General features: G+C 58.5%; 26 protein-coding genes. 10 read left to right on the plus strand and 16 right to left on the minus strand.

Features of this window, described 5'->3' with window-relative positions; genetic code table 11:
- Positions 1–9: 9 nt before the first annotated feature.
- From RVM24_RS01865 to RVM24_RS01880, 4 genes are read right to left on the minus strand one after another with little or no spacing between them, the layout of a single operon-like run.
- A complete protein-coding gene (locus RVM24_RS01865; RefSeq protein ID WP_374813299.1) occupies positions 10–828 on the minus strand; it encodes an ABC transporter permease subunit in 819 nt (272 codons plus the stop codon).
- Entirely contained in the window at positions 821–1,750 is a 930-nt protein-coding gene (locus RVM24_RS01870; RefSeq protein ID WP_431474863.1) for an ABC transporter permease subunit, read from the minus strand. The genes RVM24_RS01865 and RVM24_RS01870 overlap by 8 nt, the downstream gene beginning before the upstream one ends.
- Positions 1,751–1,754: 4 nt before the next feature.
- Complete coding sequence (gene potA, locus RVM24_RS01875; RefSeq protein WP_374787662.1) at positions 1,755–2,837, minus strand: polyamine ABC transporter ATP-binding protein; 1,083 nt, start codon at positions 2,835–2,837, stop codon at positions 1,755–1,757.
- A gap of 38 nt (positions 2,838–2,875) precedes the next feature.
- Entirely contained in the window at positions 2,876–3,982 is a 1,107-nt protein-coding gene (locus RVM24_RS01880) for a polyamine ABC transporter substrate-binding protein (RefSeq protein ID WP_431474864.1), read from the minus strand.
- 266 nt (positions 3,983–4,248) lie between these two features.
- Here RVM24_RS01880 and RVM24_RS01885 point away from each other — a divergent pair, with 266 nt between their 5' ends.
- Both RVM24_RS01885 and RVM24_RS01890 read left to right on the plus strand, forming a co-directional pair.
- Complete coding sequence (locus RVM24_RS01885) at positions 4,249–5,214, plus strand: hypothetical protein (protein ID WP_431474865.1); 966 nt, start codon at positions 4,249–4,251, stop codon at positions 5,212–5,214.
- Between the two features lie 111 nt (positions 5,215–5,325).
- Positions 5,326–7,824 (plus strand): penicillin acylase family protein, encoded by a 2,499-nt coding sequence (locus tag RVM24_RS01890; protein ID WP_431474866.1) that lies wholly within the window; start codon positions 5,326–5,328, stop codon positions 7,822–7,824.
- Positions 7,825–7,925: 101 nt separating this feature from the next.
- Here RVM24_RS01890 and RVM24_RS01895 read toward each other — a convergent pair whose 3' ends face one another.
- From RVM24_RS01895 to RVM24_RS01915, 5 genes are all read right to left on the minus strand, one after another.
- Entirely contained in the window at positions 7,926–8,363 is a 438-nt protein-coding gene (locus RVM24_RS01895) for a DUF7282 domain-containing protein (protein ID WP_431474867.1), read from the minus strand.
- A 104-nt stretch (positions 8,364–8,467) separates the two neighbouring features.
- A complete protein-coding gene (locus tag RVM24_RS01900) occupies positions 8,468–9,226 on the minus strand; it encodes an anti-sigma factor (RefSeq protein ID WP_431474868.1) in 759 nt (252 codons plus the stop codon).
- Positions 9,223–9,831 carry a sigma-70 family RNA polymerase sigma factor gene (locus RVM24_RS01905; protein ID WP_431474869.1) on the minus strand — a complete coding sequence of 203 codons (609 nt, stop codon included), beginning with the start codon at positions 9,829–9,831 and terminating at the stop codon, positions 9,223–9,225. The genes RVM24_RS01900 and RVM24_RS01905 overlap by 4 nt, the downstream gene beginning before the upstream one ends.
- A gap of 7 nt (positions 9,832–9,838) precedes the next feature.
- Entirely contained in the window at positions 9,839–10,372 is a 534-nt protein-coding gene (locus RVM24_RS01910) for a hypothetical protein (protein WP_431474870.1), read from the minus strand.
- A gap of 82 nt (positions 10,373–10,454) precedes the next feature.
- Positions 10,455–11,435 carry an XdhC family protein gene (locus RVM24_RS01915; RefSeq protein ID WP_431474871.1) on the minus strand — a complete coding sequence of 327 codons (981 nt, stop codon included), beginning with the start codon at positions 11,433–11,435 and terminating at the stop codon, positions 10,455–10,457.
- Positions 11,436–11,535: 100 nt separating this feature from the next.
- Here RVM24_RS01915 and RVM24_RS01920 point away from each other — a divergent pair, with 100 nt between their 5' ends.
- Entirely contained in the window at positions 11,536–13,008 is a 1,473-nt protein-coding gene (locus RVM24_RS01920) for an amidohydrolase family protein (protein WP_431474872.1), read from the plus strand.
- 21 nt (positions 13,009–13,029) lie between these two features.
- On the opposite strand, the gene RVM24_RS01925 is transcribed toward RVM24_RS01920, so the two are convergent.
- Complete coding sequence (locus RVM24_RS01925) at positions 13,030–13,950, minus strand: AraC family transcriptional regulator (protein ID WP_061333501.1); 921 nt, start codon at positions 13,948–13,950, stop codon at positions 13,030–13,032.
- A 115-nt stretch (positions 13,951–14,065) separates the two neighbouring features.
- On the opposite strand from RVM24_RS01925, the gene RVM24_RS01930 reads away from it, so the two are divergent.
- The 5 genes from RVM24_RS01930 to mmsB are packed head-to-tail and all read left to right on the plus strand — an operon-like array spanning position 14,066 to position 19,580.
- Positions 14,066–15,559: a CoA-acylating methylmalonate-semialdehyde dehydrogenase gene (locus tag RVM24_RS01930; RefSeq protein WP_431474873.1), complete on the plus strand. Its 1,494-nt coding sequence runs from the start codon at positions 14,066–14,068 to the stop codon at positions 15,557–15,559.
- A 15-nt stretch (positions 15,560–15,574) separates the two neighbouring features.
- Positions 15,575–16,741, plus strand: coding sequence for an acyl-CoA dehydrogenase family protein (locus RVM24_RS01935; RefSeq protein WP_431474874.1), 1,167 nt, complete (start codon positions 15,575–15,577; stop codon positions 16,739–16,741).
- A 29-nt stretch (positions 16,742–16,770) separates the two neighbouring features.
- Positions 16,771–17,550 carry an enoyl-CoA hydratase gene (locus tag RVM24_RS01940; RefSeq protein WP_431474875.1) on the plus strand — a complete coding sequence of 260 codons (780 nt, stop codon included), beginning with the start codon at positions 16,771–16,773 and terminating at the stop codon, positions 17,548–17,550.
- A gap of 14 nt (positions 17,551–17,564) precedes the next feature.
- Positions 17,565–18,650, plus strand: a complete 1,086-nt coding sequence (locus tag RVM24_RS01945) for an enoyl-CoA hydratase/isomerase family protein (protein ID WP_431474876.1) — start codon at positions 17,565–17,567, stop codon at positions 18,648–18,650.
- A gap of 42 nt (positions 18,651–18,692) precedes the next feature.
- Complete coding sequence (gene mmsB, locus RVM24_RS01950; RefSeq protein WP_072677785.1) at positions 18,693–19,580, plus strand: 3-hydroxyisobutyrate dehydrogenase; 888 nt, start codon at positions 18,693–18,695, stop codon at positions 19,578–19,580.
- A 38-nt stretch (positions 19,581–19,618) separates the two neighbouring features.
- Here mmsB and RVM24_RS01955 read toward each other — a convergent pair whose 3' ends face one another.
- The 5 genes from RVM24_RS01955 to RVM24_RS01975 form a co-directional block, all read right to left on the minus strand.
- Entirely contained in the window at positions 19,619–20,959 is a 1,341-nt protein-coding gene (locus RVM24_RS01955) for an acyltransferase family protein (protein ID WP_431474877.1), read from the minus strand.
- 7 nt (positions 20,960–20,966) lie between these two features.
- Complete coding sequence (locus RVM24_RS01960) at positions 20,967–21,671, minus strand: SGNH/GDSL hydrolase family protein (RefSeq protein ID WP_431474878.1); 705 nt, start codon at positions 21,669–21,671, stop codon at positions 20,967–20,969.
- A 79-nt stretch (positions 21,672–21,750) separates the two neighbouring features.
- On the minus strand, positions 21,751–22,776 hold the full coding sequence (locus RVM24_RS01965; RefSeq protein ID WP_431474879.1) for a DUF2235 domain-containing protein: 1,026 nt from the start codon (positions 22,774–22,776) through the stop codon (positions 21,751–21,753).
- 155 nt (positions 22,777–22,931) lie between these two features.
- Positions 22,932–23,228 carry a type II toxin-antitoxin system RelE/ParE family toxin gene (locus tag RVM24_RS01970; protein WP_286921772.1) on the minus strand — a complete coding sequence of 99 codons (297 nt, stop codon included), beginning with the start codon at positions 23,226–23,228 and terminating at the stop codon, positions 22,932–22,934.
- Positions 23,228–23,467: a type II toxin-antitoxin system ParD family antitoxin gene (locus RVM24_RS01975; protein WP_058091653.1), complete on the minus strand. Its 240-nt coding sequence runs from the start codon at positions 23,465–23,467 to the stop codon at positions 23,228–23,230. Before RVM24_RS01975 ends, RVM24_RS01970 begins: the two co-directional genes overlap by 1 nt.
- A gap of 113 nt (positions 23,468–23,580) precedes the next feature.
- Between RVM24_RS01975 and RVM24_RS01980 the strand changes: the two genes are divergently transcribed.
- Together RVM24_RS01980 and RVM24_RS01985 are read left to right on the plus strand one after the other, a co-directional pair.
- Positions 23,581–24,255, plus strand: coding sequence for a thioesterase domain-containing protein (locus tag RVM24_RS01980; RefSeq protein ID WP_286921771.1), 675 nt, complete (start codon positions 23,581–23,583; stop codon positions 24,253–24,255).
- Positions 24,256–24,310: 55 nt separating this feature from the next.
- A complete protein-coding gene (locus RVM24_RS01985; protein WP_286921770.1) occupies positions 24,311–24,898 on the plus strand; it encodes a DJ-1/PfpI family protein in 588 nt (195 codons plus the stop codon).
- 30 nt (positions 24,899–24,928) lie between these two features.
- Here RVM24_RS01985 and RVM24_RS01990 read toward each other — a convergent pair whose 3' ends face one another.
- Positions 24,929–25,393: a hypothetical protein gene (locus RVM24_RS01990; RefSeq protein ID WP_286921769.1), complete on the minus strand. Its 465-nt coding sequence runs from the start codon at positions 25,391–25,393 to the stop codon at positions 24,929–24,931.
- Between the last annotated feature and the right edge of the window lie 174 nt (positions 25,394–25,567).

Here is a 25,567-nt window from a genome sequence, read left to right on the forward strand (position 1 = left end):
TCTCTGGCTTTATTGCCTGAGCCGCCGCTTCTCCGCCCGCCGCATCCAGAACCACGCGATAAACGCGATCACCGACACCACGGCAATAATGATGGTCGCCAGCGCGTTGATCTCCGGCGACACTCCCATCCGTACAGATGAAAACACCACCATCGGCAACGTCGTTGCCCCGGGCCCGGAGACAAAGCTGGCAATCACCAGGTCATCCAGAGACAGGGTGAACGCCAGCAACCAGCCCGACACCAGGGCCGGTGCAATCACCGGCAGCGTAATCACAAAGAACGTTTTCAATGGCGTACAACCCAGATCCATGGCGGCTTCCTCAATAGAGAGGTCTACCTCTCGCAGCCGCGCACTCACCACCACCGCCACATAGGCACTGCAGAAGGTGGTGTGGGCGATCCAGATGGTCGCCATGCCACGGTCGGTTGGCCAGCCGATCAACTGGGCCATCTGCACAAACAGCAGCAACAGTGACAGGCCCGTGATCACTTCCGGCATCACCAGGGGAGCGGTGATCATGCTGGACAGCAGGGTGCGGCCGCGCATTTTCTTGAACCGGGCAATCACAAACGCGCACAGGGTGCCCAGGCACACCGCCATGCTGGCGGAGTAGAAGGCAATGCGCAGGCTCATCCAGACGGCAGACAGGATCTGCTCGTTGGCGAACAGAGCCCCATACCACTTGGTGGAAAAACCGGCCCACACGGACACCAGCCGGGAGGCGTTGAACGAGTACACGATCAATACCACCATCGGCAGGTACAAGAACAGCATGCCCAGCACCAGCATGGTTTTGGAGAAACCAGGAGCTCTTAACCTAACCATTCTTTTCCATCTCCCGTGCCTGGAAGCGATGAAACAGCACAATGGGCACCAGCAGAAGTGCCAGCATCACAATCGCCAGGGCAGACGCCACCGGCCAGTCACGGTTGTTGAAGAACTCTTCCCACAGCACCTTGCCGATCATCAGGGTATCCGGCCCGCCCAGCAGTTCCGGAATCACGAATTCGCCCACGGCGGGTATAAATACCAGCATGGAGCCCGCGAGGATTCCGGCCTTGGATAGGGGTAGTGTGATCGCCCAGAAAGTGGTCAGGCTGCGGCAGCCAAGATCCGACGCCGCTTCCAGCAGACGTATATCCAGCTTCACCAGGTTGGTGTAGATAGGCAGGATCATGAACGGCAGGTAGGCGTAGACGATGCCCAGAATCACCGCAAAGTTGGTGTTCAGCATTTTCAGGGGCGAGTCGATTAGCCCCAGCCACATCAGGAACGTGTTCAGCAGGCCTTGGTTGCCGAGAATGCCCATCCAAGCGTATACCCGAATCAGGAACGAGGTCCAGGACGGCAGCATCACCATCAGCAGGAACACCAGTTGCCAGTGCTTGGGTGCCCGGGCGATAGCGTAAGCCATCGGATAACCGATCAGCAGGCAGAACAGGGTCGCGAGGAACGCCGTTTTCACCGAGCCCCAGTAGGCGGCCACGTACAAGCTGTCGGAGGCCAGGAACAGGTAATTGCCAAAGTTCACCACCACCGACAGGGTGTTGTCGACAAAGCGGAATACCGGCTCGTAGGGCGGAATGGCCATCACTGCCGAGGTCAGACTGATTTTCAGCACCAGCGCAAACGGCAGCAGGAAAAACAGCAGCAGCCAGGCGAACGGTACGCCGAACACAACTCGCCGATGGAATACCACTGCCCGCACCCGCTCCACCACCGGGGCAGGAAACAGCTTTCGATTCATCGCGTCAGTTCCAGAGCAGGATCGGGCTGGAGGCTTCCCAGGACACATAGACCCGGTCGCCCCAGGTGGGCCGTTCACCACGGCGTTCCACGTTGGCCATGGTGGCCTGAACCCGCTTGCCACTGGCCAGCTTCACGTAATAAGACGTGATATCGCCCAGGTAGGCGATGTTGTCGACCGTACCGCAGCTCCAGTTGGTGTCACCTTCCGGTTTCTCTGTGGTCAGGTAGATCTTTTCCGGGCGCAGGGCAATCAGGGTTTCCGTGGTTTCTGCTGGCGTGGTTACGCCCCGGTCAATAAACACCGGTGCATCCAGCAGCTCACTGGTCAGTGAAATGCTGTCGGAGTTGTCTTCCAGGATGTTCGACTCAAAGATATTCACCGAGCCGATAAACTCCGCCGTCATGCGGCTGTTCGGGCTCTCGTAGATATCAATGGGGGACCCCACCTGGGCAATCCGGCCGTGAGACATAATGGCAATGCGACTGGCCATTGTCATGGCCTCTTCCTGGTCGTGGGTGACCATCAGGCAGGTTACGCCCACCTTTTCCAGGATATCCACCAGCTCCAGCTGCATTTCCGTGCGCAGTTTTTTGTCGAGTGCGCCCATGGGCTCGTCCAGCAATAACAGCTTGGGGCGTTTGGCCAGGGATCGGGCCAGGGCCACGCGCTGTTGCTGTCCGCCAGACAACTGTTGTGGCCGGCGCTTGCCGTAGGCTTCCATTTTCACCAGTTTGAGCATGGCCGCCACGCGGTCGGCGATTTCGTTTTTCGGCAGCTTGTCCTGTTTCAGGCCCATGGCAATGTTCTGCTCCACCGTCATGTGGGGGAACAGGGCATAGGACTGGAACATCATGTTGGTGGGGCGCAGGTATGGGGGCAAGGCCGTGATGTCCTGGCCGTCCAGCACGATGCGACCGGAATCCGGGGTTTCAAAGCCTGCCAGCATGCGCAGCAGAGTGGATTTGCCGGAACCGGAGCCACCCAGCAGGGCGAAGATCTCACCCTTGTGGATGTCCAGGCTGACGTCGTCCACCGCCAGGGTGCTGTCAAAGCTCTTGGAAATGCCCTTGATGCTGAGAAGCACCTCCGCTTGCGCGGAGGTGCTGTTGGTTACGGCCACCGTCAGCGACCAGACTTCACGCTGGTCCAGGTGCGGGTCATCAGGCGCTGGGCGTCCTGGGGCCGACCTTCCATGATGTACAGATTCTTCATCACCTCATCCGTGGGGTAGATGCTGGTGTCTTCCAGGATCTCCGGGTTCACAAACTCGTCCGCCACCTTGTTCGGGTTGGCGTACCACACGTAGTTGGTGACGTCTGCGATGATCTCCGGGCGCATCAGGAAGTCCATCAGTTTATGGGCGTTGTCCACGTTCGGCGCGCCGGCCGGAATGGTCATCATGTCAAACCACAGCACCGCACCTTCCTTCGGGATGGTGTAGCGGATGACGTTGCCGTTCTTTGCTTCGTCAGCGCGGGCAGCGGCCTGCAGGATGTCGCCGGAGTAGCCGGCAGCCACGCACAGGTCACCGTTGGCCAGATCGCCAATGTAGCGGGACGAATGGAAGTAGGTGATGTTCGGGCGCACAGCCCGGATCACCTCTCCGCCTTTCTTTATGTCATCAGCGTTGTTGCTGTTCGGGTCCAGGCCGATGTAGGCCATGGCGGCGCGCACCATTTCCTCGCCGGAATCCAGCATGGCAATGCCACAGCCGCCAGCGGCCAGCTTGCTGGTTACTTGCGGGTCAAACACCAGGGCCCAGGAGTCCACGGGTGCGTCGTCACCCAGGATTTTCTGGATGCGGCCTTCGTTGTAGCCATAGCCGTTGGTGCCCCACAGGTAAGGCAGGGAAAACTGGCTGCCCGGGTCAACCTTTTCCAGGTTGTCCATCAGGTCCGGGTTCAGGTTGGCCATGTTTGGCAGTTTGCTGTGGTCCAGCGCCACGAAGGCCTTGGCAGAGATCTGCTTGGCCACGTAGTGGTTGGAGGGCACAACAAGGTCGTAACCGGAGCGGCCAGAAAGCAGCGCAGCTTCCAGCACCTCGTTGCTGTCGTACACATCGTAGACAACCTTGATGCCGGTTTCCTGGGTGAACTTCGCCAGAGTGTCCTCGGCGATGTAGTCAGACCAGTTATAAACACGCACTTCTCCGGCGGCAAAAACCGAAGAGGCACCCAGAGACAACGCAACAGCGGCGGCAAGCGCCTGTGGCTTACACAACTTGAACATTGGATGGTGTCCCTCACTGAAAAGGGATGGATACAAAGCGTGCAGGACGCACGCAGTTCTTGGTGGGATTCGAGCGATTTTTAACACGAGAACCCGGCGCGCGCTACAAAAATTTCAATGTTGGGATTGGGGGTTGTGCGTACCCTAATCCATGCTGCTCAAGCCCTTGGTTTTGTACGCCTTTACCTGGTCTTTACATGGGTTGACGGACACAGCGCCCGGTCTGCGGGAATATAGATGCAAACAACAGGTCCTGGAGCATAACGATGGAAAAAACGAGCAGGTTGTGGGTAGTGGGGGTACTGACCCTGGCGGCCGTGACGCTTTCTGGCTGCAAGGTGAGCGCCACATCCGGGGATCGCTACTACGACCGGGATGAACAGCACTTTAGCCGCGGCTATTTCCTGGATGCCCGAGACACCGGGCGCTACTTCCCCGAGGGCCGATGGAGCCTGAATTACGAGACGGAAGCGTGCATTGGCGACACCCTGTATTTTGAAACAGCGGACCGGCGGGTACGTGTCTACGGCTCACCCGCCTTCAGCGAAAATACCTTTCGTGCTGCCGCAACAGAGGTGAGCAACCGCATAGACGTCGTGCTTAACCGGTTCAGAATGAGCTGGCGTGATTTCGTCGATGAGCGCAGCTCAGCCGTGCCGTACCCGGAACAGGTCATCGCCTGCTTGAGCCCGAGAGTCAGCAACAGCAATCTTGCCTCAGGTACCCTCGCCGCCGTGGCCGTCGCCCCCTATCACCGAAGCTGGCCCTACGAGGCCGGGCAGATCTTCACCCATGAACTGGCCCACTACGTTCAGGAAAACCTGAGCCGCTACACTGCCTCCACGTCTTTGCTACCGTACTGGTTTGCGGAAGGCCAGGCAGCCCTGGTGGCCGGTGATCCCGTAGCACCTGCCTATCGGCATTTCGACTATGACCCCCTGCGAGACGCCACCAGAAACGACGCCAGCAATGTCAGCTACCGTTTCGAACATTACGCGCTGGCCTACCGCTATCTGGAGCGGGCCAACGGCGCTCTGGAGATGACGCTGCTGCTGGATCTGGTTCAGTTTATGGACTGGACGGGTGACTACTGCGGGGTGATCAGCACGGGCGAATCACGGGCCTTTGTGGAAGCCTTTGATGCCATGGAGCTGGTGGACCATCGGGGGCGGTACCTGAGCTTTGCCCGGTTTCGGGCGGACTACCATGCACTGGTTGGGGCAGGTGGATGATATGGTTGGCATGAGTGGTATTATGCTATAAATTAGTCGTGTGATGGATAAATGCTGACCATTTGGCCAGCCACCACAACAAAAAAATCCAAACACGATGGAGCAACCCTCATGATGATAACTAAGCGAGCCCTATTGCTGGCGGCGCTGGTGGCTGGCACAACTGGCTGCCTGAGTTCTGGTGGCGGTAATTCCGCATCGGATAACCTCACGGGCCCCGCTGCAGATGCCCCCGGGCTTGATCGCTACCGCGCAACCGTTACCCGGACTTCTTTCGGTATTCCTCATATCGAAGCGCCAGACTTCGCCAGTATGGGCTATGCCTATGGCTATGTGCAGGCGGAGGACAACCTTTGTCTGCTGGCTGAAGACACCCTAACGGTTCGGGGCCTGCGCGCGCGTTACCTGGGTGGGGAAGGGCAATACACCATTCCTGCCAACGGTGCCGTGGCCAGCAATGTGGATGCCGATTTCTTCTGGCGTACCGCCATCACAGACGCGGCTCTGGAATCACAGCGCAGTAACAGTGACCCGGAGGTGATTGAGGCATCCCAGGGTTATGTAGATGGCTTCAATCGCTACGTTGATGAAATCCGTCGTGGCGAACACCCGGGGCGGCACCAGGCATGCCGTGATTCAGACTGGCTGTTGCCGTTAACCCTGGATGACATGTTCCGGCGTTACTTCCGACTTGCGGTTCTGGCCAGTTCGTCGGTGTTTGTTGAGGGCGTTGCCAATGCCCAGCCTCCGGCCCTGGATTTCATTGGTGGCGACGAGCCGGATGAGGGGTTGATCGATACCCTGCTGAATACCCTCGAAGGGCCTCTGCCTTTCCCGCTCTCACGGGAGTTGAACATCGGCAGCAACATGTATGCGTTTGGTTCCGAGACCACCCGCGATGGCCAGTCCCTGCTGTTCGGCAACCCCCATTTCCCGTGGGAGAAGACCGAACGACTGTACCTCGCTCATCTCAAAGTGGGTGATCAGGCGGAAATCATGGGCGCTGCCCTGTACGGCTTGCCGGCGGTGCTCATCGGTTTCAACGAGCACTTCGCCTGGAGCCACACGGTGTCTACCGCTTTCCGTTTCTCGTTCTACGAGCTGACTCTGACCCCGGCAGACCCCACGCAATACCTGTTTGACGGCGAATTTGTAGACATGACCTCTGAGGACATTACCGTGGAGGTGCTTGAGGCGGATGGGTCGGTTTCCGAGCAAACCCGCACGCTCTACCACTCGCACTATGGCCCCATGCTGGAGTTTGCCGTGTCCGGTGTGCCGGTCTTGTCCTGGTCGCCCCTTAAAGCCTATACCTTGCGTGATGCCAACGCCGAGAACGACCGCTTGCTGAACCAGTTTTTTCGGTGGAACCAGGCGTCCAGCTTTGAGGAGTTTGTGGATCTGCACGGCAGCGTGCTGGGGGTGCCCTGGGTGAACACCATTGCTACCGGCCCGGGCAAGCCCGCGTATTACGGTGACCTGACGGTGGTCCCCAACGTAACGGATGAGTTGGCCATGCAGTGCCCAACCGCACTCACACCGGTTCTTGGCCAACTGATGCCGGGGCTGCCGATACTGGATGGAAGCCGTTCTGACTGTGCCTGGGGCACAGATGCCGATGCCCCGGCGCCTGGCGTGTTTGGTCCTGGCAACCTGCCCACCTTGTCCCGGAACGATTGGGTGCACAATTGTAACGACAGCTATTGGCTGACTAACCCCGATGAACCGTTGACCGGTTTTGCCAGCATCATCGGGGATGAGGGCACAGCAAGAACGTTGCGTACCCGGTTGTGCATTGCGCATGTAGAGGAACGGTTGGACGGCACTGATGGCCGTTCTGGCAGCCTGGGGTTCGACATGGACAACCTTCAGGATGTTGTTCTGGAAAGCAGCTTGAAGTCGGAACGACTGGCCAGAGAGTCAGTTGTCACAGCCTACTGCAACCCGGTGTCTGATTTGCTCAGCGGCGTGACCCAAACCGAGATTGCCGAGGCCTGCGACGCGCTCGAAGCCTGGGATGGCACCTATAATCTGGATTCGCGGGGCGGCCATATCTGGCGGGAGTTCTGGGCACGTTTGAATCCGCTGCCGGTGCCTTCGCCCCTGCAGTGGCTGGTGCCATTCGATGCTAACGATCCGGTGAATACCCCCAGAATGTTGAACGTGGCAGACCCGCTCACCATTCAGGCTTTCGTAGGCGCGGTGCAGGCGATTCAGTCTGCCGGCATTCCATTCGATGCCAGGATGGGCGACCTGCAACGCTCAGGGATTCACGAGGGTGCCGACATTCCGGTGTTTGGCGGCGAAAGCTTCGAGGGGGCGTTTACCATCGCGTCCAGCCGAGACTCCAACCTGGAGGAGGCTCAGGGCTACTCTGTGACCTATGGCAACAGCTACATCCAGACGGTGACCTGGGGTGACGACGGCAACCCGATTGCTGAGGGATTTGTCACCTATTCCCAGTCGACCGATCCGGCATCGCCCTACTACCGGGATATGACGGAAGCCTATTCCAATAAAGAGTGGATTCGGTTCCCCTACACAGAGCAGGAGATTCGACAGGACCCGGCACGAGTGGTGGTTCGGTTGAGCGAGCTTGCGACGCCATGATGGGAGCAGCGCTTAGTTGAAATGAAAAATCCCCCGGTAGCGAGCGCAGCCGGGGGATTCTGTCAGGCCTTAATGAAACGGCGGTTAACGCCCACGAACCTTTAGTTCGCGGTAATAACCGTCATCACCAGCTTGCCGTCTTTGCGAATGGGGCCATCTTCCTTGGCACCCAGAGTGTATTCAAAGATACCGGTCTGGCTGCCTCCTTCCTCGTTGTGAATCATCAGCATCAGCTTGTCGCCGCTGGCCACTTCCTCAGTCAGGATGGCAGCGACATCCATATTCTTGCCCTTTTTCAGAGGGGCATGGCCAACTACCGGGCCTGGCTTCATGGCTTCGTCAGTGCGGTGCACCACCAGCCAGCCGTTCTCCTCTGTCACCACTTTCTTGGCGGTCACTGTGCCTTCGGATACAGACTGGTCATCGCCCCAGACACCTACTTTATTGCCATGCTCCATCGCCAGTGCTGAGCCGGATGCCAGTGCGCCGGAAATCAAGGTGGCCGCCAGGAATGCAGTATTTTTGATGTGCTTCTTCATTGTGTGCTCCTTAGGTTCGGTTGTACCCATCCATCACCTTGTTTTCGATGGGAGTACAAGCAGCTACGGAGCGGCGCCTGAAAAGTTTCAGGCGCGATCACAATTTAGTTGCGACCTTTGCCTTGGTCGGCAGAAGTGGGATAAAGGAAGCCGTGAATAGCCGGCCCAGTCGGTTGCCCTGTGGGTGAACCACCCTTCGGCTCAAGGCTGATGCCAAAGGTGGCGCCACGCAGAGTTTCCGGGTCGTAATCACGCAGTGCAGCCTGGTCCAGGGTGAAGTTCTCGCCGATCACGCCCACCGATCGTGGGTTAGGGCCATACTCCTCTGCCACCATCCAGAGCTGGTAAGATTTGTCTGCTTGAGGTTCGGCTGTTACCGGTTGGATATTCAGCTGGCGGCTGTTCAGGTCCACCGTCAACAGGAACGCAGGCTGTTCATCGTTGTGCTGGAATACCGCCACAAAGGATTGCGCTTGTGTGTCTGGCTCCGGTTGCGTGGCCAGCACGGCAACCAGTACCAGCGCCGCTGCAGAAGCAATGGCCGTACTCCAGCGCCAGCGGGTCAGCTGTTTGCGAAGGCTGACGACGTTGTCCGGCGCCGCGCGCTGCACCTCTTGTGCAGCGCGTTGTTGCGCAGTGTGCTGCTCGATCGTTTGCTGAATTCTGGCAAATAGCTCCGGGCCGGGCGCTACAGGTTCAACACCATCAAGCATGCCAGCCAGCCGGGCCTCCCATCGCTGAATTAATGCTTCCAGCTCAGGTTCGCGAGCACGGCGAGCCTGTAAGGCGTCCCGCTCTTTTTCTGGCAGAGTTCCCAGAACGAACTCTGCAACCATCATATCCAGGTCGTCATGTTCGCTCATGGTTCAAGACACCTTTTGATCTGTTTCAGGGCTCGGTGCAACCAGGTTTTTACCGTGTTGATCGGCTGGTCAAAATGCTTCGCCAGCTGATCCCGCGACCAACCGTTCAGATACGCCAGACGAACCATGTCCTGGCGATCTTTTTCGAGTTGGTCAATACAATGGTTCAAGTGCTTTACCGTTTGTTGATCTGAGATTTGTTCATGGGCCGCCGGCGAATGGTCCGCAATGCTGTCCAGTTCGTCGCTTGCGGTCTCCCGCCTTGCCGGATGCCGCCGCAGTTCGTCGATAGCGCCGTGCCGGGCAATGGCTGCAAGCCAGGTGATCGGTGAGGAACGTTCCGCATCGAACTGGTCCGCCTTATGCCAGACTTTGACATAGGTGTCGTGAATCACATCATCTGCCCAAGCCCTGTCTTTGACGATACGCAGCACGGTGGCCAGAAGTTTCGGGGCGGTGGTTTCGTATAACTCGGCAAACGCTTTTCTGTCCTGCTGGGCAACCCTGTGCAGGAGCCGGGTGATACCGGAACTGCCGTCCTGATCGGCGCTCAGGTAGTCAGTGGCGCCGGGCGACGCGTCTGGCTGATGTGAATCAGAGTACATGCGCGCCTCAGTCGGTCTGTTGCGGGGAACGGGCGTTGGCCCCGATGAACAGGTACACGGAATGTCGGCGGTGGTCTTCTACCCGGTGCAAGGCGACGGCCGGTGCCTTGGCCTCGCCACTTGTGAACTGAATTCGCTCGCCCGCGGGCTTGCCATCACGCTCTCGAACGCCCTTTTCGGCCTGCCAAGTTGGCCCAAGGCACTCAGACAGCTCGCTTGCGGCACGGGCGTGCATGGTTTCCGCAACCTCTTTGTCCGGAGCAGACACTGTGCAGGTATAGGCAGAGTCTCCGTCGCCCCAGGCCCAGATCTCGCAATGGCCCTTGATCAGTTGCTCTTTTGCCCGGTAGATGGTCACAGAATTGAAGTTGCTGCTGCTTCCCCGGTAATCCGCAAAGCCAGTAGGATAATCCGCCACTATGTTCTGAAGGGTTGCGCAGGGATCTTCTGTTCCGCTGGTTACAGGCTGAAAACTGCTGCAGCCGGCAAGTGTGGCGCTCGCCGCAGTAATAACGAGAGCCGCGGTTGTGTTTCTGACCATCGATCGGTTCCTTCGCTGAATAGGGGGCCAAAGAGCATTTGAGCTTAACTGTAGAAGCGATGCAAAGGCCATACAAGAAAGATCATAGTTCTTGGCGCGAGATGCCTTGCCGAACCCGGATAATATCTGCCATCACCGCCAGGGCAATTTCTGCGGGCGTTTTGCTGCCAATATTCAAACCTACGGGCATATGGATCCTGCGGATCTGTTGCTCGGTCAGTCCGCCAATGCGCACCAGACGTTCCCGCCGCTTTTCTGAGGTTTTCATGGATCCCATCACGCCGATGTAAAAAGCGTCGGTATTCACGGCTTCCATCATAGCGGTATCGTCAATGCGCGGGTCATGGGTGAGAGCGACCACTGCTGTAGCGCGATGGCATCCCTCACGGGCAATATATACCGAGGGCAGCTCCTGTTGGAGTGTGACGTTTGCCAGGCTGAAGTGCCGAACTTCCTCGGGCCTTGGGTCGCACACAATTACCTCAAAGCCCAGGCTGTGTGCAAAGCTCGCGCAGGCGGTGGCAACCGGTGACAGCCCTGCAATAACCAATCGCGAAACCGCGCCAACACGCAATCTCAGACGGGCCCGGTCTGTCTCTTCGGTAACCTGTGCGCCTAACTCGCTCTCTGGCTCCAGGTGAATGTCTCCGGTTTCCAGCGATACTACCCGGGCAATCGGCCCGTCTCCCGATAGTGCTGACTGCAGCGCCAGGAAATGTTCACGGGTAATGGAGGATGCTGGCCAGTGCTCTATCAGAACATCCAGTATTCCGCCACAGGGGAGGGTGACGCGGGCATTATCCGGGCCGTCCGGAGCGCCATAGCGAATTCGATTAATGCGTCCTTTGAACGTGTTGTCCTGCAGGCGGGCCAGAAAATCTTCTTCCACGCACCCACCAGAGAGCGAGCCACAGTGGGCGCCATCCTGCCGGGCGATCAGCCAGGAACCCGACGCTCGGGGCGAGGAACCAAAGGTGCTCACCACCGTACAGAACCAGAAGTCATGCCCCTCATCACACCAGTGCAGGGCTTGGTCAACAACTTTACTATCTAATGGCTGCATGCAGAGATCGCTGTGTTGATGGATTCAAGGGCGGCCGGGCCCGGCTCGCAGCATAGCCCAGATTGTCTATAATCGGGTACTCATCACAAGGAGCTGTCTGATGCCTGCGATACCCCACGCCGTTAAATTTCATCCGTTGCATCACCACCACGCCCACGGCGCCTGCCAATGTGGCTCACCTTTATTGACACAGTTCCATGAGCGCATGATGGCGGACATCAGTCGCCGCCAATTCATCGGAGGTATGGCCGGTGTGATGGCGATGTTTGCGGCATTGCACGCCCCGAGCGTACTGAGCCAGCAGCCAAAAGATGATAACCGGCCGATGCTGCTGAAAAACCTGAGGTTGTTTGATGGCAGCGGCGGGCCACTGCGTGACGGCGTAGCCATTCGCATTCAGGACGGCCGTATTCAGGCCCTGCTAACCAACGGCACAGACGCCGGTGATGCAGAGGTCATTGATTGCGGCGGTCGTGTTGTCATGCCGGGGCTGATTGACGCCCACTGGCACACCACGCTGGCGGGCATCAGCCAGCTGGAAGCCATGACCGCAGACCCAGGCTACGTGCATCTGGTTGCAGCCAAAGAGGCCGAACGCACCCTGATGCGTGGTGTTACCTCGGTTCGAGACGTAGGCGGCCCCTCGTTCGCCCTAAAACGCGCCATCGACAAGGGCATTGTGGATGGTCCAAGAATTTTCCCGGCCGGTGCCATGATTTCCCAAACTTCCGGCCATGGCGATTTTCGCATGCGGCACGAAGTGCCGAGGGGGACAGCCTCGCCTCTGAGTGAGCAGGAAAAACAGGGCGTTGCCGTGATTGCTGATGGTGAAGCCGAAGTGCTCCGGCGCACCCGTGAACAGCTGATGCTGGGTGCCTCCCAGATCAAACTGATGGCCGGCGGTGGTGTGGCCTCCACCTATGACCCGCTGGACAGCACCCAGTTTACCGAACGGGAACTGCGCGCCGCCGTAGAGGCAGCAGACGACTGGGGTACCTACGTGGCCGTACACGTTTACACATCCAAGGGCATTCAGCGATCTTTGCGCGCAGGGGTAAAGTCCATCGAGCATGGCCAGCTGGCTGATGAGGAAAGCGTACGGATGATGGCCGGCGAGGGCGCCTGGTGGAGCCTGCAACCTTTCCTGCAGGATGAAGATTCCAATGTCTATCCCGATGCCGCGCGCCGCGAATCACAACGTCTGGTGGCCGAAGGCACCGTGCGGGCCTACGAGATGGCCCAACGCTTTGACGTCAAGACAGCTTGGGGCACCGATATACTCTTCAGCCCACAGAACACCCACAATCAGTTGCGCCACCTGACCAAGCTTACGCGCTTTTACGACTCGCTCACCACACTGGCCATGGCGACCGGCCGTAATGGTGAACTGCTTGCCATGTCTGGCCCGAGGAATCCATACCAGGGCAAGCTCGGCACCCTGGAGCCGGAGGCTCTGGCAGACCTGTTGGTGGTGGATGGCAATCCGGAGCAGGGGCTGGAATTTCTGAATGATCCGAATACCAATTTACGGCTAATCATGAAGGGCGGGCGAGTCCACAAGAACACTCTGTAGCGCCCCTTTCCCCGGTGGCTATCAATGCCGCGCAGTATGGCGATAGTCACTGGGGGACTTGCCCATCACCTTCTTGAATAACCGGGAAAAGTAATAGGCATCGTCATAACCCAGCTGACGGCTGATGTCGGCAAAGCTCTGGCTGGTGGTGTCCAGTAACTGGCAGGCCCGCTCCACCTTCAGGTGCAGGAAGTGCTGAATGGGTGAGGTGCCGGTCTGCGCCCGGTAGCGGGTGGCAAAATGCGCCGGCGACAGGCCGGACAGTTCCGCCAGTTGCTGCAACGTTAGCCGTTCCTCAAGATGTTCCCGCATGTAGTTATGTATGGTCTCCAGCTCCGCCTGTTGCGCCAGGCCGGTTTCGTCGGCATTCAGGGGCACGGCGGCCAGCAGTTGTCGCAAACGGTTGCTGGCGTGAATCAGCCCCCGGGCGCGAAAACCGGTCTGGCGAACCGACAACAATCCGTTGAAATCCACCAACAGCCTCGGTTGCCGGCCCAGATGGCGAACGTGGTTGTTGCCATCAAAGCCCATGTAGTTTCTGAACTCTTCTGCCAGCGGCCCGGTGTAGTGCACCCAGTGAATGGTCCATGGGTTGTCCGGTGCGGCGGTGTAGCGATGGCTGGCACCGGCGGGTAACAGCAGAAGATCCCCCGCGTTAACCGTCAGGGGCTCGCCCGCGACATTCAGGAAGGCCTGGCCTTCAGTGCAATAGATCAAAAGATTGTCACGATGGTGTTCCCGGTGCATGTGATGGCCAGCGGCCCTGCGGTAGTGGCCAAAAGCCAATGGGTACAGCTCGCGGGTTAATGGGTGCTTGGCTAGCAAGCGCACAATTGGTTCCGGCACCACATAGCGCACGCTGTCTGGCGGCACCGGCCATTGCGAGGTTTGGGTGGTTTTCGGGGTTCTCGGTTCCTGTGGCATCGAAAAATAATCCATCATGGGCGAAATTTAGTCAATCACCCTTTGCCAAACCCCATGCTACGCTCTTTTCATATCGTGCCGCTTCCCGTTGGGAAACGGCGCTCCCGCATAACAACAAACAGGGATTATCAGCATGAAGAAGATACCTCAGTACATCGCCGGTGAATTTACCCAGAGCCAGACCGAAAACTGGATCGACGTCACCAACCCCGCCACCAACGAAGTGATCGCCCAGGTGCCCTGTGCCACCGAAGCCGAAATGCGCCGGGCCATCGATAACGCCGGGGAAGTGTTCAAGAGCTGGAAAGAAACCCCGGTGTCCGAGCGTGCCCGTGTGATGCTGCGTTACCAGGCACTGCTGAAACAGCACCACGATGAGATTGCCGAAATCCTGTCCCAGGAAACCGGCAAGACCTTTGACGACGCCAAGGGCGATGTCTGGCGCGGTATTGAAGTGGTGGAGCACGCAGCCAACGTGGCCTCCATGATGATGGGGGAGACCGTTGAAAACGTCGCCCGCGAAGTGGATACCCATTCCTGGATTCAGCCTCTGGGCGTGTGCGCGGGCATCACCCCGTTTAACTTCCCGGCGATGATCCCGCTGTGGATGTTCCCCATGGCCATCGCCTGCGGTAACACCTTTATCCTGAAGCCCTCCGAGCAAGACCCAATGACCCCCATGCGCCTGGCCGAACTGTTCGAGCAGGCGGGTGCGCCGAAGGGCGTCCTACAGGTAGTGCATGGCGCGAAAGAGCAAGTGGATACCTTGCTCACAGACCCGGCCATCAAAGCCATTTCCTTCGTCGGCTCGGTTCCGGTGGGTCGTTATATATACGAAACCGGCACCAGCCATATGAAGCGGGTACAGAGCTTTGCGGGCGCCAAGAACCACATGGTGATCATGCCGGATGCCGACAAACAGCAAGTGATCAATGCCCTGGTAGGCGCCTCCGTGGGAGCCGCCGGTCAGCGTTGCATGGCCATTTCCGTCGCGGTATTCGTGGGCGCGGCGCAGGAGTGGATTCCGGAACTGAAAGAGGCCATGGCGAAAGTGCGCCCCGGTGCCTGGAACGATTCCGGTGCCAGCTACGGCCCGGTGATCAGCCCCAAGGCCAAGGAGCGTATTGAGCAACTGATTGCCACCGGCGAGAAACAGGGTGCGCAACTTCTGCTGGACGGCCGGAATTGCACCGTGGACGGCCTGCCCGACGGCAACTGGGTTGGGCCAACCCTGTTTGGCAACGTGACTCCGGAGATGGATATCTATGAGGAGGAAATCTTCGGGCCGGTGCTGACCTGCATGAATGCCAACGACCTGGGCGAAGCCATCGCGCTGATCAACAACAGCCCCTACGGTAACGGTACCTCTATCTTCACCAACCACGGTGGCGCCGCGCGCCGGTTCCAGCATGAGATTGATGTGGGCCAGGTGGGTATCAACGTGCCGATTCCGGTGCCCCTGCCGTTCTTCTCCTTCACCGGCTGGAAAGGTTCCTTCTACGGCGATCAGCACGCCTATGGCAAGCAGGCGGTTCGCTTCTACACCGAAACCAAAACCGTGACATCCCGGTGGTTCTCCAGCGAAGCCACCTCATCCGAGGCGAACTTCTCAATTCAGCTTCGCTAAAGGAGGAGCCGGGTAATGGACTTCAACCTGACCGAAGACCAACTGGCCTTCCGCGATGCCGCCCGTGCCTTCGCCGAGAAATCCATGGCACCGCACGCGGCCCAATGGGATGCCGAACACATCTTCCCGGTGGAGGTGATGAAGCAGGCGGGTGAGATGGGCTTTATGGGTATGTACACGCCCGAAGCCCTGGGCGGCATGGGGCTGTCCCGCCTGGATACCTCGGTGATCGTGGAAGAGCTGGCCATGGCTTGCCCCTCCACCGCTGCGTTTATCACCATCCACAACATGGCCACCTGGATGGTAGCCAGCTTTGCCTCGGACGATCTGAAGCAGGCGTTTGTGCCCAAACTGGCCAGCGGCGAATGGCTGGCCAGCTATTGCCTGACCGAGCCTGGGGCCGGCTCCGATGCCGTCAGCCTGCGTACCCGTGCGGTGCGAGACGGCGACAGCTATGTGATCAACGGCAGCAAGATGTTTATCTCCGGTGCCGGTGCCACCGATATTCTGGTGTTGATGGCCCGAACCGGAGATGCCGACAGCGGCGCCAAGGGTATCTCGACTTTCGTGATTCCGGCCGATGCCGAAGGCATTTCCTACGGCAAGAACGAAGAGAAAATGGGCTGGCACAGCCAGCCAACCCGTATGGTCACCCTGGAAGATGTGCGCATTCCCGCCAGTAACCGGGTTGGTGAGGAAGGCGACGGCTTTGCCATTGCCATGAAAGGGCTGGACGGCGGTCGCCTGAACATTGCCACCTGTTCCCTGGGTGGAGCCCAGGCGGCCCTGTTGCGGGCCCGCAATTATATGCACGAACGCCAGCAGTTCGGCAAACCGTTAGCGGCATTCCAGGCCTTGCAGTTCAAGCTGGCGGATATGGCCACCAACCTGGTAGCGGCCCGCCAAATGGTACGTTTGGGGGCCTTCAAGCTGGACAGCGCAGACCCGGAAGCCACCCTGCATTGCGCCTTGGCCAAACGCTTCGCCACCGATGTCTGTTTTGAGGTGGCCAACGAGGCCCTGCAGCTGCACGGCGGCTATGGTTATATCCGTGAGTATCCGCTCGAGCGCTACCTGCGGGATTTGCGGGTGCACCAGATCCTGGAAGGCACCAACGAAATCATGCGCCTGATTATCGCCCGCCGGCTGCTGGAGGATGGCGTGGTAGAAGCCATCCAGTAACCGGCTAGAGACAAAACAAGGAACCGATCATGAGTGACCTGATTCAACTTGAGAAACGCGACCACATTGCCATGCTGACCATCGCCAATCCACCGGCCAACACCTGGACGGCGGATTCCCTGGCAGCACTGGCGAAACTGGTGGAAGAACTCAACCAGGACCGCAACATCTTTGCCCTGGTCGTCACCGGCCAGGGCGAAAAGTTCTTCTCCGCCGGGGCGGACCTGAAAACCTTCGCCGACGGGGATCTTGCCCGCGCCAACGACATGGCCCAGCGTTTTGGCGAAGCCTTCGCCGCACTCACCGCCTTCCGGGGCGTGTCTATCGCCGCCATCAACGGCTACGCCATGGGCGGTGGCCTGGAGTGTGCGTTGTCCTGCGATATCCGCATCGCCGAGGAGCACGCCCAGATGGCCCTGCCGGAAGCCAGCGTTGGCCTCTTGCCCTGTGCCGGCGGCACCCAGAACCTGCCCTGGCTGGTGGGTGAAGGCTGGGCCAAGCGCATGATCCTGTGCGGCGAGCGCGTAGATGCCCAGAAAGCCCTGCAGATTGGCTTGGTGGAAGAAGTCGTGCCCTCTGGCGAGGGGCTGGCAGCCGCCCTGAAACTGGCCGAAGGCGCCTGCAAGCAAAGCCCGTCGTCCATTGCGCGCTGCAAGCAACTGGTGATGAGTGCCCGTGACGGTCGCAGCCACAGCGATGGCTGGCGCATGGAGCGGGAACTGTTCGTCGAACTGTTCCACACCGATGACCAGAAAGAAGGCGTGAATGCCTTCCTGGAAAAGCGCAAGCCAGCATGGAAGAACCAATAACCGTTGAGACTGCTATGAGCGAGCAACCCATTATTTTTGAAGAGTGGACAACCACCGGTGGTGAGCTGATTGCCGTGGCGCGGCTGAACACACCGCGCAACCTCAACTCGTTGTCGATGGAGATGATCCGCCTGCTTAAACCCCAACTGACCCGCTGGGCGGAAGACGAAAGGGTGTGCGCGGTCTGGCTGGAGGCCGAGGGTGACAAGGCCTTCTGCGCCGGCGGCGACATCGTGTCTTTGTACCGCAGCATGACCGAGCCGGGAAAATTCGGCGAGGGCGACCAGTTCTTCACCGAAGAGTACGAGCTGGACTACCAGATTCACACCTTCCCGAAACCGATCATTTGCTGGGGCCACGGCATTGTGATGGGCGGCGGCATCGGCCTGATGGTAGGCGCTTCCCACCGGGTGGTTACCGAGCACTCGAAACTGGCGATGCCGGAAGTAAGCATCGGCCTGTACCCGGACATCGGCGCCGGCTGGTTCCTCAACCGCATGCCCGGGCGAACCGGCCTGTTCCTGGGCTTGACTGGTGCCCGGATGAACGCTGCCGACGCGTTGTTCACCGGCATGGCGGACCGATTCGTGAAGCAGGAACTCAAAGCGCAGGTGGTCGACACTCTGGTTGCAGCCGACTGGCAAGGTGCCGATAGCCACGCAGTGGTCAGTCAGGTACTGCGCAGGTACGAGCAGCAAAGCCAGGATGCTGTGCTGGAATCACCGGTGCGGCAGCATTACGACGAGATCCAGCAAGCCACCGATGCCGATTCCCTGGAACAGGTGGTTGGTCGCCTGCAGGAATTCGGCAGCCGCAACGACTGGCTGGGCAAATCTGTGAAAGGCCTGGCCGCGGCCAGCCCGACGTCGCTGGCGCTGCATTGGCAGCATTACCACCGCAGCCGTTTGCACAGTCTGGCCCAGGTATTGGACAACGAACTGGTCATGGCGAAGCAATGCCTCAGAAAAGGCGAATTCGCCGAGGGCATCCGCGCCCTGCTGATTGATAAAGACATGCAACCCCGCTGGCGCTACGCCGCGCTGGGGGAAATCGACAACAGCTGGGTAGACGAGTTTTTCAGCCAGGAAGCCGAGGGCTAACCACTGCCCCTTGGCTTCACTACAACAACAAGGAGAAGCAACATGGCGAAGATTACCTTTATCGGCCTGGGCAACATGGGCGCGCCCATGGCCTCTAACCTGCTCAAGGCCGGGCATGATGTGACCGTATTCGACCTGTCACAGCCCGCCGTTGAAGCGCTGGTGGCCGAAGGTGCGAGCACCGCGGATTCCGGCAAGGCCGCGGCCGAGGGTGCAGAATGCATCATTACCATGCTGCCGGCCGGCAAACATGTGGAAGCGGTGTACCTGGGCGACGACGGCCTGCTCTCAGCCTTGCCGGAAGGCACCCTGGTGATTGATTCCTCCACCATTGCCCCGGAGACTGCCCGCGCCGTGGCGGAAGCCGCTGCAGCACGGCGCCTGGCGTTCATCGATGCCCCGGTGTCTGGCGGCGTAGGCGGCGCCAAAGCCGGCACCCTCACCTTCATCTGCGGTGGCGAAGAAGACACTTTCAATCGCGCCAAACCTGTCCTGGAAGGCATGGGAAAAAACATCTTCCACGCGGGCCCCCACGGCGCCGGGCAGGTGGCCAAGATCTGCAACAACATGATGCTGGCCATCCTGATGGCGGGCACCAGCGAGGCGCTGGCATTGGGCGCCAAGAACGGCCTGGACCCTGCGGTACTGTCAGAAATCATGAAGCAGAGCTCTGGCGGCAACTGGGCGCTGAACGTGTACAACCCCTGGCCGGGTGTGATGGAGGGCGTACCGGCATCGCGAGAGTATCAGGGTGGCTTCCTGGTGAACCTGATGACCAAAGATTTGGGCCTGGCGTTTGATAACGCGGTGAAGAACCAGGCGTCTATCCCCATGGGCTCACTGGCCCGCAACCTGTTCCAGCTGCATGCGGGGCAGGGTAATGGTGAGCTGGATTTTTCCAGCATCCTCCGGCTCTACAAGGCGGACTGAGCGGCTCAGCTTTGTAAGGCGGCGCTGTAAAGATCCGGTTATCGTCCTGGCTGGGGATGCACCCGCAACAGCCAGGACGCAGCCGCAACTCCGAGCAGACCAATCAGGGCGCCCGGTAGCGCACCGAGTGCCAGGCTGACAACCAGCCCGGCCATCAGCGAGAAGCCGCCGGCCAGGATGATTCGGGGCCTGGAGGTTGTCACAACGCCTTGCTTGCGGCGCATTTCAAAAGCCACCACCAGCGCGATGACCGGCACCACCATCAGGCTGCAGAGCACAATCCACCAGAATCGCCCCATCCAGAAGCCGGGTTCACCGGGCAAACCGGCGTCGACAGGCAACCCGAAACGGTCGCCCAGCCAGGCGGCTGGTAGTTCTGCCAGTTTGTGCCAGAGGTACAGCGGCATGCTCAAGGCGCTGAGCATGGTGACCGCCCCGCTGATTCTGCGCCTGTCCAGCAGCCAACGCCCCGGCCGCTCGAAGAACAGAACCGCGCCAACCTGAAGCCACATCACGCCCACCAGCGCCAGGGTGGGGGGCAGCATGTTGCTGTCGCCGTGAAAATCCCGGCCTACCATGCCGATGGGATAACCACTAGCCAGGGCGGCCACCAGCCAGAAGCCGCCCAGCACCAGGAAAAATAGACCTGTCCACACGCCCCTGAAGCGACCCCGCTTCCAGGCGATGCCCAGCTGCTGGGGTAACAGCCAAACCAGCACGGCATTGATCCAGCCGATGCTGTCTGCAGAATCCGTTACCCGCTGTCCCAGGCGCAGAATATCCGCCGCTGAGCCGGGCATGGCCCGCACAACATCCACCACCGCGGCTGCCACAACCAGCCCAACGACCGCCCCCAGGCCCCAGCGCCTGTCGGCCTCCACGCTCAGGGGCAACAGCGCCTGCACGGCCAGCAGCATGATCAGAAACCACAAGTGTATGGTGAGCGACTGGTTAAACGGCCCCAACACCCGGCCGCCGGTGTAGAGTGAAAGCAGGGCAATCAGGGTAATGGCGGCAAGATACGTCACCGTAGGCCTGGCCAGCGCCAGCGCTCTCCCTGCCCACCAATGCATCTGCCGGTGCCCCTGAGCCATCCGGTGCGCCACACCATCGGCACTGACGGTGGCAGATACAAACACGAACAGCGGCACCACCTGCACAAACCAGGTGATAAACCCTGACGGCTCCCAGATCTTTAACAGGTGTTCTGTTTGAATTTCCAGGCCACCATCAAACCGGGGCAGGGTGGCTATCCAGTGCCCGAATACCACCACCAGCAAAGCACCGGCACGCAGGGCGTCCAGGTACAGGTCCCGTTCGGTAGGTGACGAAGGCGACTTGGTGTGTTTATCGGATGCCAGCGTGGATTGTGTTGCCATGAAACTCCTAAGGAAGGGCTGCCAGGGCTTGCGCGATGTAACGGTAACCTTTCTCCCCGGGGTGATAGCCATCACTGGCCAGCAATTCCGGGTCTGAAATGACAGGGTAGTGAGCGTAAGAGAACCGCTCCGGCGTTTCGCTGGCAAGTGTCTTGTACAGGTGATCCAGCAACCGTGCCCGCCACCCGATAACGTGCCGCAACGGCGCGGGCAGTGCGGTAAACAGGTGCATGGGCGGAACACTGAGCAGCACCAACGGCGCTGGGTAACGTGTACCGAGTAAATCTCGTAACTCCAGTAATTGCTGGCGGAAACGATACCTCGGGGTAAACCCGGTAGTGTCGTTCACCCCCATGCTCAGGATCACCAGGTCTGCTTCTGGCAGGTCCGCCCTCGCGAGCTGCTTGTTCAAGGCTCCAAGGCGAATACCGTTCACCCCGAAGGTATGCCAGGCAATGGCCTGGCCGGTACGTTCATGGATCTGCTTCGCCAACTGGCTGGCCAGCCCCTGCTCGTGGTTATCAACACCCACGCCGGCGGCGGTGGATTCTCCGATCACCAGAACGCGCCTGGCGGGCTCGCCCTCGCCATACTGCCCACACGGAGAGCCAGAGGCCTCCGGTAATCGGGGCGTGGTACGCCGGGTGCGTTTCCCCTGGTACAGCAATACCGGAAACAATAGGGCCGTTGTCAGCCAGAATGGAAGATGCATTGCGTGGGTCTCAGCTTTAATTAACCAACTTGGGGCTACAGTTAATCTCACCAGACTAGCACGAAACACAAAGGGCTGATCACCCGCCCCAGAGTGGTGGCCACTGGCCATGGCTTTTGATGTACTGCTCAATCGGCTCGCTGCGGTAACCGCTGCTGTAGCGCGTCTTAACGCTGGGGTGTACGTAGGTCAGGTTGGCCTCGGGTACGGGGATGGTGCGAACCAGCTTACCCAGCAGCCGGTACTTGCCCTTGTATTCATTGTGCTGCTCGGCCGTTACAAGGGTTTGGGAGGGCAGATTGTTATTGAACAACAGTTTCTGTTTCTTTGCCTCGTCTGCCATCCAGAGTAGCGGAATGTCTGCCAGAATCTGATTCGACTTGTCCGGGCCGTAGCCGCCACCCACATCCGAGTGCACCCCGGCAAACCACACCTGCTGGATGTCTGTGCCGTTCCTCGGCTCCCACAGCGTGGGTTCAAAATCCTCCCGCTGCTCATCCAGAGACAACGCGTGCCGGGCCGTTGCGATGTTGCTGCTAATCTCCCTGTCATAAAACAGGTCTTTATCCTTAATCAGCCCGAAAAAGGTAAACGGCAGCCCCAGGGCACCTACGGTATCCCACACACCCACAAACTTGATGGGAGTGCGCAGCTCTAACGAATGTGTCTTCTTCCAGGCCATGGCATGTTCGCCATTGGCGGGATGCTTCTTGGTTTTGTACAGCTTGAACGCGTTTTCAATTTGATTAGCGTGAACCTTCTTCAGAATGCTGCAGTTATTGATCATGCCGCACAGGCTGCGAGCCGTGTAGGCGCCGCGGCTGAAACCAAACAGAAAGATCTCATCACCCGGCTCGTAGTTGTGAACCAGAAACCGGTAGCCATCCATCACATTCTTCTCCAGCCCTTTGCCCGTCGCACCGGCCCGAAGCTGGTCGTGATAAGAGCCAATGCCCCAATCGTAAAACACCACCTGCTCCACGCCCTGGTCATCCGTGGGCCGAATAGCCCGGGCAAACTGCAGAACATTGGTGGGGAAATCCTCGCCGATGTTTTCCTCTGGCCGATTCCAGGTGCCGTCAAAGCAAATGGCGATGCGCTTCATGGTGATGACCTCCTGTCACGCCCACACCTTGCTGACATACACCAGAGCTAAAACTCCGGCAGGCAAGTACCGCCTGGCTGTTGTGAATGAGTAACTCAGATAATTAAAGCCGATAGGTGAGGCGTGCGCCAGCAAACCCTGGCGGGCGTTATGCCCTAAAGGAGATGCCCCTCTGGCAACATGCGTTTGTTTAGAATACGGATAATCTCAACGACACTGTCGGTCGCTACCCGATAGAATATGATGTGACTTCCTTGGGGATACTGTCGGTAGTCCGCGCGGATCCCATCGCAGGTTTGCCCCAGATTCGGGTTTTCGCCCAGTAGGTGGAAGCACTGGTCAAACTGGAGAATGTAGTGGTTTCGTTGATCTCGGCCCCATTTACGCTCCGCGTACAGTGCAATAGATTTGAGATCAGCTTTGGCCTTCCTGGAAAGCTTGAAATTCAGCATTAGCGCTCTTCGTTGTCCAGTTCGCGAATGAAAGAGTCATAGGAGTAGTCCTCAAAGCCACTATCTTCGCCTTCCTTAAGAAGTTTTCGGAGCGTAGTCAGGCGGGTTTCGGACTCTTCAAGCAGGCGCAATCCTGCACGAACAACTTCGCTGGTTGAGCTGTATCGGCCAGTTTTGAGTTGTTCCGCAATGAACGCATCAAAATGTTGGCCTAGAGTGATGCTGGTGTTCTTTTGCATGATGCTATCTCGCTAGTACCAATAATTGGTATATTTTGGTTCAGGTGGCATAACAAATCAATCCACACGACAAGCGCTCGATTGCGGGCGTTAGGCATGCAAGGTGACGCTTCTTGGATAGTAAACTTCTGAGCTTAGTTCAACGGTTGCAGATCCCTGACCGACCAAAGACAAACCGCGGCTACGCTGGTCCGCGAGTTGCGGTGATTCACGGCTTCATGGCCCGACGACTGATGCAGCGCAACCTGCTGCGTTACCTGAGAAGCAAGGGGTTGTCAGACGTGACAATGTACGGTCACCTGCACTCGGTTGATTCGATCTCAGATGAATTGCAAGCATCACGTCGCGAGGGGCGGAAGCTCGTGATTCTCGGGTATAGTCAGGGCGGGTTCCACGCGGTCAAGGTTGCACGCGAGCTTGAGCGACGAGGTGTGGAGGTTGCCCTGCTCGTCAGCATCGCCGCAGGAGGGCTGGGGCGAGTATTCCCCGGACGGTGGGGGTTTGATCCTCGTAACGTACCGACAAATGTTGATATGTGCCTTAATTTCTTCTCGCAGGGAGACTTGCTCGGGTGCGACCAAAGTCACCAAATGAACGAGGCTTTCGGGAGCAGTGCAACGCAACGGGTCGAAAACCACATGTTCCATGCGCACGAGGGCGTAAGTCATATTGATCTGGTCCGATGTTATCCAGAAGAAAGGATCAAACCTGCGGTGCGAACACAGGTTATTGAAAGGATCATGACGGAGATTAGCGGGCTCAACACGTCCGGCTTCCAACACATGTAAGCCTTCAGCGGAATGCACCATCCAACATCCGGCGTTCTGTGTTTTGGAGAACCAAGTGAATATTGGCATTTATATCTACCCTGAGGCTGAAGTTCTGGACTTTTCCGGACCGTTCGAAGTTTTCTCAACAGCGTCGCGCCTGTGTGGGGCGGAAGCGCCGTTTTCTGTCTATTTGATTGCTGAGAACAGCGAAGCCGTACCGGCCCGCGGTGGCTACAAGGTCCTTCCAGATTATTCAATCAAAGATCACCCGCCGCTGGATGTACTGATTATTTCTGGCGGTGTTCATACTTCAGAAATGAAAAATAAGACGGTGGCCAACTGGATTGAGCGCCAAGCTGAGTCCGTCGAGATTATGGCTACCGTTTGTACCGGCGTCTTTCTATTGGCCAATGCCGTTCAGTCCTTGTCATGCAAGGTGACGACGCACTGGGAAGACATTCCGGAGCTCAGAAGATTGTTCGGCCAACTCGATGTGCTTGAGGGGGTTCGGTGGGTTGATGAGGGCAGTATCGTGAGTTCTGGTGGCATATCCGCCGGTATTGATATGAGTCTGCATCTGGTGAGCAGGTTGCACAGTGCGGCGTTGGCAGAGAAGACCGCTCATCAGATGGAGTTCACCTGGACGAAAAATACACAATAGCGGTCAAAGATATGCGAGACGCATGCATTCCTACAAAGGATCGTTTGAGTTACCGTCGTCTGCTTTATAGCTGCGCGCTTTCAGCTGAATGCCCAGACTCTCGATCTTTTCGCTTGCGTCCCCCCGCATAAGTTTCAGTAATTCGTGCCTGGCGGTTTTATTGTCCATTCCACGGCTTTCCAGGTGGGCCAGCAGTTTGCCGAATATCTGGCGTCGTTTCAGGCCCGCCCGGGATGTTTCCCGCCGGTCTGAGAAAAAGTCCATCAGCGTTGAGCCACATACACAGTTGCGAAAAAGTTCAACTACCGGGCGGTCGTCATCGTCGTAGCCGAGCTTAAGACCGGACCGGCCAGCAATGTCATCTGACTGTTGCACAAAATCCTGTGGTGACCGGTAAACGCGACCGCAAGTGGCACATTCTTTTGGAAAGGCACTGTCAGAAAGGGCTTTGAGTCCCTCGAACAATTCCTTCTCTCGGGAGGGGGCGTCGCTCATCGTAACTAGTCTCCGCGCTCTGGTGCTGTTCGCTGTTGATGAGAGGGAGCATGTCAGTAAAACCGATAGTATCTAACATAGCAGCTTCCAACCCTTCGAAATAACCATCACTCCAGATGTTAATAGGCTCTCTATTTAGCCAAAAGTTTACCTTTACGTAAAGTGAAGGCTGTG

The organism is Marinobacter sp. KM021 (genome assembly GCF_050707965.1).
Lineage (GTDB): Bacteria > Pseudomonadota > Gammaproteobacteria > Pseudomonadales > Oleiphilaceae > Marinobacter > Marinobacter shengliensis.